9 protein-coding genes are annotated in these 11387 nt (G+C 70.1%); 6 read left to right on the top strand and 3 right to left on the bottom strand.

Translation table 11 applies throughout. The annotated features are described in order from the left end of the window. Positions 1-211: 211 nt before the first annotated feature. Positions 212-1816 (bottom strand): amidohydrolase family protein, encoded by a 1605-nt coding sequence (locus ACIBCK_RS30155; RefSeq protein ID WP_399395300.1) that lies wholly within the window; start codon positions 1814-1816, stop codon positions 212-214. Positions 1817-2129: 313 nt separating this feature from the next. Continuing rightward, positions 2130-3437 (bottom strand): amino acid deaminase, encoded by a 1308-nt coding sequence (locus ACIBCK_RS30150; protein WP_399395298.1) that lies wholly within the window; start codon positions 3435-3437, stop codon positions 2130-2132. Positions 3438-3664: 227 nt separating this feature from the next. On the opposite strand from ACIBCK_RS30150, the gene ACIBCK_RS30145 reads away from it, so the two are divergent. The 5 genes from ACIBCK_RS30145 to ACIBCK_RS30125 all read left to right on the top strand — a co-directional run bounded on the left by ACIBCK_RS30145 (position 3665) and on the right by ACIBCK_RS30125 (position 9021). Then, positions 3665-4726, top strand: coding sequence for a sugar kinase (locus ACIBCK_RS30145; RefSeq protein WP_399395349.1), 1062 nt, complete (start codon positions 3665-3667; stop codon positions 4724-4726). Further along, positions 4723-5481, top strand: a complete 759-nt coding sequence (locus ACIBCK_RS30140) for an IclR family transcriptional regulator (protein WP_399395296.1) — start codon at positions 4723-4725, stop codon at positions 5479-5481. The genes ACIBCK_RS30145 and ACIBCK_RS30140 overlap by 4 nt, the downstream gene beginning before the upstream one ends. A 6-nt stretch (positions 5482-5487) precedes the next feature. Next, positions 5488-5898 (top strand): RidA family protein, encoded by a 411-nt coding sequence (locus ACIBCK_RS30135; protein WP_383331629.1) that lies wholly within the window; start codon positions 5488-5490, stop codon positions 5896-5898. A gap of 137 nt (positions 5899-6035) precedes the next feature. Beyond that, positions 6036-7523 (top strand): gluconate:H+ symporter, encoded by a 1488-nt coding sequence (locus ACIBCK_RS30130; protein WP_367044631.1) that lies wholly within the window; start codon positions 6036-6038, stop codon positions 7521-7523. Positions 7524-7689: 166 nt separating this feature from the next. Beyond that, the gene (locus ACIBCK_RS30125; protein WP_399395293.1) at positions 7690-9021 is read left to right on the top strand and encodes an Nramp family divalent metal transporter; all 1332 of its coding nucleotides are present in this window, start codon (positions 7690-7692) and stop codon (positions 9019-9021) included. Between the two features lie 78 nt (positions 9022-9099). Here ACIBCK_RS30125 and ACIBCK_RS30120 read toward each other — a convergent pair whose 3' ends face one another. Continuing rightward, the gene (locus ACIBCK_RS30120) at positions 9100-10068 is read right to left on the bottom strand and encodes a chitinase (RefSeq protein ID WP_399395347.1); all 969 of its coding nucleotides are present in this window, start codon (positions 10066-10068) and stop codon (positions 9100-9102) included. Positions 10069-10400: 332 nt separating this feature from the next. Here ACIBCK_RS30120 and ACIBCK_RS30115 point away from each other — a divergent pair, with 332 nt between their 5' ends. After that, complete coding sequence (locus ACIBCK_RS30115; RefSeq protein ID WP_399395291.1) at positions 10401-11318, top strand: hypothetical protein; 918 nt, start codon at positions 10401-10403, stop codon at positions 11316-11318. Positions 11319-11387 lie beyond the last annotated feature (69 nt).

Below are 11387 nucleotides of genomic sequence, written 5' to 3'. Positions count from 1 at the left end.
GAGTCCCGCTCCTGGGCCGTCCGGTCGTCTTCCCTCGCGTGGTGGAGGGGCGGGTGTCAAGGGTGGAGCGCAGCGGAATCGGCGTAGCCGACGCGACGGAGGAGCGCCCTTGACTCCCGGACCGGAACCACCAACCTCGGGACACCGGATGGCCCCGGCACGCAGCAAAGCCACCGGCCCCGCAAAGCCGCCCTTCGGTGACCGAAGCCCCCTACGGCGCCCGGCGTACGGAGCGGCCCGCCAGGATGTCCGTGCGGCGGCCGTCCCGCATCACGAACTTGCCGTCGATCAGGACGTGCGGGATGCCGGTCGGCAGGGTGCGGGGAGCGTCGAACGTGGAGCCCGCCGCGACCGTCTCCGGGTCGAAGAGGACAAGGTCGGCGCGGTAGCCCTCACGGACGAGCCCCCGGTCGGGCAGGCGCAGGCGAGCCGCCGGGCGCCCGGTGAGGTGAGCGACGCAGTCCTCCAGGGTGAGGACACCGAGCTCACGTACGTAGCGGCCGAGGTACTGCGGGAACGTGCCGTACGCGCGCGGATGCGGCTTGAAGCCCTGGAGGATGCCGTCGCTGCCACCGGTGTGCACGGGGTGGCGCATGATCGCCTGGACGTTCTCCTCGTGGCCGACGTGCTGGAGGATCGTCGACCCGAGCTTGTCGTTGACGAGGAGGCGCCGGGCGGTGATCCAGGGCGCCTCGCCGCGCTGGACAGCCGACTCCGCGATGGTCTTGCCCACGCAGGAGGCCAGACCGGGGTCGCTCACACCAGAGATCTCGATCTTGTCCCACTCGATCGGTACGCCGTGACAGCCGTCGGCGCCGATGACCTCCATGTGGTGGCGGATCTTCTCGGCGGTCTCGTCGTCCTGGAGCCGGGCGAGGATCGCGTCGGGCCCGCCCTCGCTGGCCCAACTGGGCAGCATGGCGACGAGAGTGGTGCAGCCGGGGGTGTAGGGGTAGGTGTCGAGGGTGATGTCGGCGCCGCCGGCGAGCGCGGAGTCGAGGAGCGCGAGCAGATCGGGCGCCTTGCCCTTGTTCACACCGAAGTTCATGGTGGCGTGGGCGAGGTGAAGGGGGCAGTTCGCGGTGCGGGTGAGGTTGACCATCTCCTCGTACGCCTGGAGGGCACCGGCGCCGTAACTGCGGTGGTGGGGGCAGTAGTAGCCGTTGAACTGGGCCACCACCTTGCAGAGCTCGGTGAGTTCGGAGTCGTCGGCGTACATGCCGGGGGTGTAGGTGAGCCCGGAGGACATGCCGACGGCACCCTGCTCCATGCCCTCGGCGACGAGCTGCTTCATGCGCTCGACCTCGGCGGCGGTGGCCGGGCGGTCGTCCCAGCCGACCGCGTACATGCGGACGGTGCCCTGGGGGATGAGGTAGGCCGCGTTCACGGCGGTGCCCTGCCGGTCGAGGCGGTCCAGGTACTCGCCGACGGTGCGCCAGTCGAAGTCGATGTCGCTGCCGTCGCCGTTCCAGCCGGTGATGGCCTGGCGGACCTGGGCGAGGGTGCGGTCGTCGACCGGGGCGTAACTGAGGCCGTCCTGGCCGATGACCTCCAGGGTGACGCCCTGGGCGGCCTTCGCGCTGTGGTCCGGGTCGCGGAGGAGGGCGAGGTCGCTGTGGGCGTGCATGTCGATGAAACCGGGGGCCAGCGCAAGGCCTTGGGCGTCCACGGTCCTGGCCCCGGTCAGCCGGGGGCCTTCGCCCTCCCCCTCCCTGCGGATCTCGGTGATCCGCCCCTCGTGTACGCCGACGTCGGCTCGGTAGGAGGCACCTCCGGTGCCGTCGATGACGCGTGCGTCCCGGATCACCAGGTCCATGGGGGGTGCCTCTCTTTTCGCTTGCCTGCGAGTTGTACGTGGTGCACCCGGCCTCCGGCCGGGTTGTGTCTCCCACCCGCACCACCCGTGCGACTCTCGTCGCCGACTGCGGGTGGCCCTGGTGGGGGCGAGCCACCATCGGCGACTGTCCCATCGCGCTGCGGGGCAATCGGGTGGGTGGGTGGGAGACATCCGCCGCGAAGCGGCGGTTCAGGCTCTTCGCCCGCGGACCCGGCTGCGGGGCAATCGGGTGGGCGGGCGGGAGAGACCCGCCGCGGAGCGGCGGCCCAGGGACCCGCCCAAGACCCAGGGGTCAGAACAAAGTACGGATGTAATCCGTGACCGTCCCGTCCGCCTCGACCAGAGGAATCAGCTGCCACTTGTCGAACGCCGTGCAGGGATGGGAGAGACCAAGGCCCACCCAGTCACCCACGGCAAGATCCGCCTCGGGCGCCGTACGAACCCACCCGTGCTGATCGGAGAGCCCCGTCACCGCGACCCCCGTGGCGGGCCGGTCCACCCCGTCACGGTGGACGACCTGCGCCTCGGGCAGATCGAGGTCGTACGCCGCATCCCGCTTGCCCGCGTTGATGAACGCCTGCTCGGACGTGGGCCGGGACACCACCTGCGTCCAGAGCCGGAACGCCGGGTGCAGCGCGCCCTCGTCCGGGATGCGGTTGAAGGGGGTCAGGTGGCGGTAGTGACCGTCGTCATGAGAGACGTACGCCCCGGAGCGGAGCAACTTCACCACCGGCACCGACAGTTCGGGAAGCTCCGCGAAGACGTCCGCGACCGCGTCGAACCACGCACTGCCACCCGCGCTGACGACGATCTCGTCCAGGTCGGCGAACCGGTTCGCCTTGTCGAACTCGACCGCGAGCGCGGTGAGGCGGCGCAGCCAGTCCCGCACGCGCTCGGGCGTCGCGTCCGGCACCTCGCCCTCGTACCCGGCGACACCCACCAGACGCAGCGTGTCCGCCGCCGCGACCGCGTTGGCGATCTCGACGCACTCGGCCTCGGTCCGCACACCCGTGCGCGCCCCGTCACCCGCGCCGAGCTCCACCACGACGTCGACGGGACGCGTCGCGCCCGCCTCGCGCAGCGCGGCGTCCATCAGGGCGACGCCGGGCACGGAATCGACGTAGCAGATGAAGCGGAAGGAGGGGTCCGCCGCCAGCTCGCCGGCGATCCAGCGCAGGGCCGCCGCGTCCACCAGTTCGTTGGCGAGGAAGATCCGCTCGACGCCGTAGGCCCGCGCCACCCGCACCTGGTGCGGCACGGCGAGGGTGATGCCCCACGCGCCCCGCTCCAGCTGACGCGCGAAGAGCTGCGGCGCCATGGACGTCTTGCCGTGCGGGGCGAAGGCGAGGCCGTGCCGCTCGGAGTACGTCTCCATCAGCGCGAGGTTGTGCTCGAGGCGCTCGGCGGAGAGTGCGAGGACGGGGGTGGTGAAACCGTCCGTGAAGAGGTTCCTGCGCTGGGCCGCGAGCTCGCCGACCGTCAGGCCCTCCGCGTCCGGCGGAAGGCCCTTGAAGCGGTGGTCGACCCGCTCTTCTGCGAGCCGGTCGAGCTCCCGGGCGGAACGTCCGGCGGAGCGGTCGGCTGCGTTGTCGGCGGCCATGGCGCCTCCTCGAAAAGGTGCGTTGCGTTGTGTGCAACGGTCATTGCGTATGTCGCTTACTGCTGTCTAACATCCGAGCCAACGCCGGGTCAACGGATCCGGACCGTCGGTTGAGGGGCAGGAAGATCGTGACCGCAGAGGCCGCAAACGCCGCAGAGGCCGCACAGGCTGCAGTGGCCACGCAGGCAGCCGTGGCCGCGCAGACGACAGTGGCCGCACAGGCGGCAGTGGACGTCGTCGCGCTCGGCGAGTCCATGGTCACGTTCCTGCCCTCCCGCGCGGGCCGCCTCGCCGACGTCCCCTCCTTCGATCGCGGAATCGGCGGCGCCGAGTCGAACGTCGCCTGCGCGCTCGCCGCGGCCGGCCACCGCACCCGCTGGGTCAGCCGCGTCGGCGCCGACGGCTTCGGGGACCACCTCGTCGAGGCCATCGCCCGCTACGGCGTCGACACCCGGTGCGTCGGCCGCGACCCGCACCGCCCCACCGGCATCTACTTCCGCACCGCCGATGACCGCGACACCGACGCCCACGAGGTCCTCTACTACCGCGCGGGCTCCGCCGCATCGGCGATGGCACCCCGCAGCGTGGACCGCGAGGCCCTGGACGCCGGCCGCATCCTGCACCTCTCCGGCATCACCGCGGCCCTCTCCGCGGACTGCCTCGCCCTCCTGCGCGACCTGACCGCACCCCGCCCCGGCCGGCCGCTCGTGTCGTTCGACGTGAACTACCGCCCGGGTCTCTGGAGCGCTGGGACCGGCGAAGGCCCGGCTGTCCTGCTCGACCTCGCCCGCGGCGCCGACCTCGTCTTCGTCGGCGAGGACGAGGCCGCCGACGCCTGGGGCGTCACCGGCGGCCCCGACGCCATCCGCGCCGCGCTCCCCGAGCCCGCGACCCTCGTGGTCAAGCAGGGCAGCGGCGGCGCCACCGTCTTCACCGAAGGCGAGCCCGCCGTCTTCCAGGCCGCGCTCAAGGTCGACGTCGTCGCCCCCGTCGGCGCCGGGGACGCCTTCGCCGCCGGGTTCCTCTCCGCGACCCTGCGCGGACTGGACGCCGAGCGGCGCCTGCGCCACGGGCACCTCATGGCGGCCGCCGCGCTCACCGTCCCCGGAGACCTCGCGACGCCGCCGGCGAGGGCGCACACCGACCGTCTCGCCGCACTGGACGCCGACGCCTGGGGGACACTTCGTCTCGGCCCGGGATGGACGGACGGCGTCCCCGGAAACGTTCCCGGAGACGTTCCCGAGAACAACGCCGTGAACACCGAGGCCAAGGAGGAGGCACGTACATGAGCCAGACCGTCGACCGCGCCCTGTCGATCCTGCCGCTGCTCGCCGAAGGCCCCGCCGACCTCGGCCAGGTCGCCGAGCGTCTCGAGGTGCACAAGTCCACCGCCCTGCGGCTCCTGCGCACACTCCACGAACACGGCCTGGTCTACCGCCAGTCCGACCAGCGCTACCGCCTGGGCGCCCGCCTCTTCGCGCTCGCGCAGGAGGCCGTCGAGAACCTCGACGTACGCGAGATCGCGCACCCCCACCTCCTCGCGCTCAACGAGAAGTGCGGTCACACCGTGCACCTCGCGGTCTACGAGGAGCAGGAAGTCCTCTACATCGACAAGGTCGAGAGCCGCTACCCGGTGCGGATGTACTCGCGCATCGGCAAGCCGGTGGCGATCACGGTCGCCGCCGTCGCCAAGCTGCTGCTCTCCGACTTTCCCGAGGCCGAGCGCCGCGCCATCGCGGAGAAGCTCGACTACCCCACATACACGTCCCGTTCGACGCCCAACGCCGCCGCGTTCCTCAAGGAACTCGGCACCGTGCGCGAACAGGGATGGGCCACCGACCTCGGTGGCCACGAGGAGTCCATCAACTGCATCGGGGCCCCCATCCGCGGTGCGGACGGGCGGGTCGTCGCCGCCATGTCGGTCTCAGCGCCGAATGTCGTCGTCACCGCCGACGAACTCCTCACGCTGCTCCCGCTGGTGCGCCGTACGGCGGACGCCATCAGCCGGGAGTACTCCGGCAAGTCACCCCTGAAGGAAGCCTGAACGACCATGACCGAGAAGACCGCGCTCACCCCGGCCACCCACACCACCCCGCCCGCGAAGTTCTCCCACGGCGTGAAGAAGGGCAACATCCTTCAGGTCGCCGGTCAGGTCGGCTTCCTCCCGGCGGAGGAGGGCAAGGCCCCCACCCCCGCGGGCCCCACCCTGCGCGAGCAGACCCTCCAGACCTTCGCCAACGTCAAGGCGATCCTCGAAGAGGGCGGCGCGACCTGGGACGACGTGATGATGATGCGCGTCTACCTCACGGACGTGGACCACTTCGCCGAGATGAACGAGATCTACAACGCGTACTTCGAGGAGCAGGGCCTCAAGGCCCCCGCCTCGGCCCGCACCACGGTCTACGTGGGCCTGCCCAAGGGTCTGCTCATCGAGATCGACGCGCTGGCCGTCCTCGGCTGATCAGCCGGGCGCCACGCTCCTGAACTGAACAAACCCCCGCAAGCCGTACGTCTTCACGGTGCGGCGCCAACTCCCCTGGTGGCGCCGCGCCGTGATCCCCCCTGCCCCGAAAGCCCCATGCACTTACGAGGTCAAAGATGTCCCCGTCCCTCTCCACCGCGCTCGCGGCCGCCGCCCCCGAGGCCCCACCGCACACCGGCGGAATCCTCACCCTGATCGACGGCACCGCCGGCCTGCTGACCGTCGCCGCGCTCGGCATCGTGCTTCTCCTCTTCCTGATCATCAAGGTCAGGCTGCAGCCCTTCGTGGCGCTGCTCGCGGTCTCCATAGTCGTCGGCCTCTCGGCCGGCCTCTCCGTCACCGAACTCTTCGGCACGGTCCAGAAGTCCGACGCGGTCTCCGTCATCGAGTCCGGCATGGGCGGCATCCTCGGCCATGTGGCGATCATCATCGGCCTCGGCACGATGCTCGGCGCGATCCTCGAAGTCTCGGGCGGCGCAGAGGTGTTGGCCTCCCGCCTCCTGGGCCTCTTCGGCGAGAAGCGCGCCCCCCTCGCGATGGGCCTGACGGGCCTCATATTCGGTATCCCGGTCTTCTTCGACGTCGGCATCTTCGTCCTCGCGCCGATCGTGTACGCCGCCGCCAAGCGCAGCGGCAAGTCGATCCTGCTCTACTGCCTGCCGCTGCTCGCGGGTCTCTCGATGACCCACGCGTTCCTGCCCCCGCACCCCGGCCCCGTGGCCGCCGCCGGTCTGCTCCACGTGGACCTCGGCTGGGTCATCCTGATGGGCCTGATATGCGGCATACCCGCCGTCATCGCGGCCTGGGTCTACTCCGCCTGGATCGGCAAGCGCATCTTCGTGCCCGTCCCGCAGGACATGGTCGAGGCCGCCGAGGAAGCCAGGTCGGCCGTCGTCGCCGAGCAGCGCGCCGCGGGCGTGGAGCCGGGCGAGAAGCCGGTGCCGCTCGGCATCGTCTTCGCGATCATCGGAACGCCGCTGTTCCTGATCCTCCTCGCGACCTTCTCGTCGATCGCCTTCGACCCCTCGACCCTGCGCAGCGTCATCGAGTTCTTCGGCAGCCCCTTCGTGGCCCTGACGATCGCCCTGCTCATGGCGTACTACCTTCTCGGCATCCGGCGCGGCTGGTCCCGCAAGTCCCTTGAGACGGTGTCGACCTCGTCCCTCAAGCCGGTCGGCAACATCCTGCTGGTGGTCGGCGCCGGCGGCATCTTCGGCGCGGTCCTCAAGGCGAGCGGCGTAGCCGGGGCCCTCTCGGAGACCTTCCAGGACGTCGGCCTGCCGATCATCGTCCTCGCCTACCTGCTCTCCCTGGTGCTCCGCGTCGCCCAGGGCTCGGCCACGGTGGCGATCGTGACGACGGCGGGCATCGTGGCCCCGCTCCTCTCCGAGGGCGACTACTCCCAGGCCTTCATCGCCCTGGTCATCATGGCGATCTCGGCGGGCTCGATCTTCGCCTCGCACGTCAACGACGGCGGCTTCTGGATGGTGGCGAAGTACTTCGGCATCTCGGAGCGCGACACACTGAAGACGTGGACGGTCCTGGAGTCGGTCCTCTCCCTGGCCGGCTTCGCGGTTGCGGCCGTGGTGAGCCTGTTCGTGTAGCCCCGTTCGCGCAACACCGACACCCCGCAACACCGACACCCCGCAACACCGACACCCCGAAACCGCGACACCCGGCGGGCCCGGACGCGTGAGGGCGTCCGGGCCCGCGGTGCCGTCTTCGGCCAACCCCTTGTGCCGCGCGCCGCCATGCGGTTTCTTGATCGGCATGGCAGATACGACAGGCAGTGGCACTGCCACAGGAGATGCGGCTCCCCAGCCCCGCAAGTCCAGCTGGAAATACATCGGACCCGGCATCGTCGTCGCCGCGACCGGCGTCGGCGCGGGCGACCTGGTCGCCACGCTCATCGCGGGCAGCAACTTCGGCTACACCCTGCTCTGGGCCGCCGTCATCGGCTGCGTGGTCAAGATCTCGCTCGCCGAGGCGGCCGGCCGCTGGCATCTGGCGACCGGCCGCACCCTGTTCGACGGCTGGGCGAGCCTCGGCCGCTGGACGACGTGGTTCTTCGTCGTCTACGTGGTGATCTGGGGGTACGTCTACGGGGCCGCGGCCATGTCGTCGTCGGGACTCCCGCTCCAGGCGCTCTTCCCGGACGTCATGGAGCTGAAGTGGTGGGGGATGCTGACCGGCATCGTCGGCCTGGTCTTCGTCTGGTTCAACAAGTACGCCGTCTTCGAGAAGGTCATGACGGTGCTCGTCGGCATCATGTTCGTCGTCACCGTCTATCTCGCCATCCGCGTCACGCCGCACCTCGGTGACGCCTTCGCGGGCCTGCTGCCGGTCCTGCCCGACGAGAAGGACTCCATCCTCAACACGCTCGGCCTGATCGGCGGCGTCGGCGGCACCATCACCCTTGCCGCGTACGGCTACTGGGTCAACGCCAAGGGCTGGACCAACACCGGCTGGATGAAGGTGATGCGGCTCGACAACCGCGTCGCCTACATCACCACCGGCATCTTCGTCGTCGCCATGCTCTTCGTCGGCGCCGAGCTGCTGCACTCCGCGAACGTCGCGATCGCCAGCGGCGACAAGGGCCTCGTGCAGCTCTCCGGCATCCTGGAGAAGGAGTACGGCGACGCCACCGCGAAGCTCTTCCTGATCGGCTTCTTCGCCACGTCCTTCACCTCGCTGATCGGCGTGTGGCACGGCGTGAGCCTGATGTTCGCCGACTTCGTGGAGCGCTACCGCAAGCAGCGGGCCGGCGCCGACACGAAGGCCCTGACCGGCGAGGAGGTGGCGTCCGGGGCCCGCGAGAAGTCGGTGCCGTTCCGCGCCTACCTGCTGTGGCTGACGTTCCCGCCGATGATCCTGCTCTTCCAGGGCCAGCCCTTCCGCCTCATCATCCTCTACGGCGTGCTCGGCGCGGCCTTCATGCCCTTCCTCGCCCTCACCCTGGTCTGGCTGCTCAACTCCTCGCGTACACCGAGCGAGTGGCGCAACGGCTGGCTCAGCAACGGCATGCTGGCGATCGCGGGCCTGCTGTTCCTGGTCCTGTGCGTCAAGCAGATCACGGACCAGGACTGGAGCAGCTTCTTCTAGCGCCCTGCCGTACGTGCCGCAGCGCCGCCGGGGGAGCGGCGGCGCTGCAGGTGTGGGGGAACGACGGGCGGATGCCGGCTACGGCAGCCCGTGGACGTGCGGGCCGACCGCCTTGGACCAGGCGTTGCCGTCCGCCGCGTCCCAGTTCGTCGACCAGGTCATCGCACCCCGGATGTCGGGGTACGTCTTGGACGGCTTGAAGGAACCACAACTGGTGCCCTTCGCCAGGCAGTCGAGGGCCTGGTTCACCACGGACGGCGATACGTAACCGCCGCCGGCCGCCTTCGCCGACGCCGGGACGCCTATGCCGACCTGGGACGGGGCGAGGCCGCCCTCCAGCTGGATGCAGGCGAGCGCGGTGAGGAAGTCGACCGAGCCCTGGCTGTAGACCTTGCCGTCACAGCCCAGCATCGAACCGCTGTTGTAGTACTGCATGTTGACGACGGTGAGGATGTCCTTCACCGCGAGCGCCGTCTTGAAGTACTCGTTCGACGTCGACTGCATGTCGATCGTCTGCGGCGCCATGGTCAGGACGAACCCCGAACCCGCCTTTCCGGACAGGGACTTCAGGGCCTGCGACATGTACGTCGCGTTGAGCCCGTTCTCCAGGTCGATGTCGACGCCGTCGAAGCCGTACTCCTGCATGAGCTTGTACGCCGAGTCGGCGAAGGCGGTCGCCGACGCGCCGTCGTTGACGGACACCGCGCCCTTCTCGCCGCCGACCGAGAGGATCACGGACTTCCCGGCCGCCTGCTTGGCCTTGATGTCGGCCTTGAACTGGTCGACGGTGTAACCGCCGAGCCCGGCCGAGTCGAGGTTGAAGGCCAGCTCGCCCGGTGTGGCGGTCGCGTCCGCGAACGAGACCGCGATGATGTCGTATTCGTCCTGTACGTCGCTCAGCTTCTGGACCGTGGCGCCGTTGTCGAAGTTCTGCCAGTAGCCCGTCACCGCGTGCTTCGGCACGGCGCGGGTGTCGGCGTCGGCGCTGTCGGCGCCGCCGGTGAGCAGGCCGGTGAGCGCGAGGGCGAGTGCCGTTGTCAGACCGATGACGGACCCTGCCTTCCTGCGAGTCCTGCCGCGTGCGTGGTCCACTTCTGCCTCCGGTGGGGGGAGTTGGGGCTTTCGGAGTGTTCCTGTGGGGGCGTTCTTGGTCGTACAAGCTGGTCCAGACCAATCAGGGTTGTCAATACCTCTGACAACACCTCTCACGACACCTCTGACGACAGCTCCGGTGACACCTCTGAGGCCGCCTCTCACGCCACCCGGGCCCCGCGAGTCCGGCCAACCTCTGCGTGAACAGTGGGAAGTTGGGTGTTGAGGTGGCGATGACCTGGATAAGGTGCTGAGGCAGAAGTGCACGAAGACCGGGGGGTGTGCGTATGCCGACCGCCATAGCCGTCACCGGCCCTGACCTGGTGCTGCCGTCGCCCGACCGGCACACCCCGTCCGCGGCCGTACTGCAGAGCGCCGTCCAGTCACCGCGGACGTACTCCCTCGACCAGGCGCTCACCGAGATGCACACGCTCATCGAGCACCACGGCTATGTGATCGTCCTCTGTCCCGCGTCGGCGCCGCCCGCCCTGGTCCAGCGCATGCACGCGATCCGCTCCGTCCTGGAGAGCGACCGCATCGCCATCCTGCGCCCGGACCTGCCGCCGCTCGGCCTCGCGGTCCTCGCGCTCCAGCTCCGCCAGCTCTCCATCTGCGACTTCAGCCCCGGCGTACTCGCCTCGGCGGCCCGCCTCCTCTCCCACTACATCTACGCGGGCGCGCTGCTCGGCTCGGTGGCGAAGCTGGACCGGGTCCCGGTCACGCTCCAGTCCCACGCCAAGTCATGGATGCCGAGCACCCAGTTCGCCGTCCTGGCGACTCCCCGGCCCGAGCTGATCAAGGTGACGGGGGACGCGATGCTCCCCGGCCCCGGGTTCGGCACGAAGCTGCTGTACGCCACCGGGCAACTGGGATCCGACTGGGTCACCGAAGCCCTCGCCCCCGCCTGGCGGACCCAGGGGGTGGCGGAGGCGCGCCTTCCGGGGGAGTCCGCGCGGTGGTGGGCGACGGGCAAGCTCGTCGAGTTCGCCGCGGCGATCCCCGACATCTCCGTGCTCTACCAACTGGTGTCGTCCGTCCGCCGCGACGACTGCCACTGGTGCGGGCTCGAACTCATCGGTGACCGCTGCGGCTTCTGCGCCGCGCCGTTGCTGCCACCGCCGGAACGCGCGGCGCCGGCACCCGCGGCCCGTGTCTCCGCCTCCGCTTCTCCTGTACGGGCGCTGCTGCCACGAGGCGCGACGTAGCACCAAACCCCGACCCTGTGCACTGCCCGAACTGAACGCGCGCCATCCCGCTCACTGTCCGTAGCCGTC

Source organism: Streptomyces sp. NPDC051218, assembly GCF_044455475.1.
Taxonomy (GTDB): Bacteria; Actinomycetota; Actinomycetes; order Streptomycetales; family Streptomycetaceae; genus Streptomyces.
This window is presented reverse-complemented; position numbering and strand designations above follow the sequence as displayed.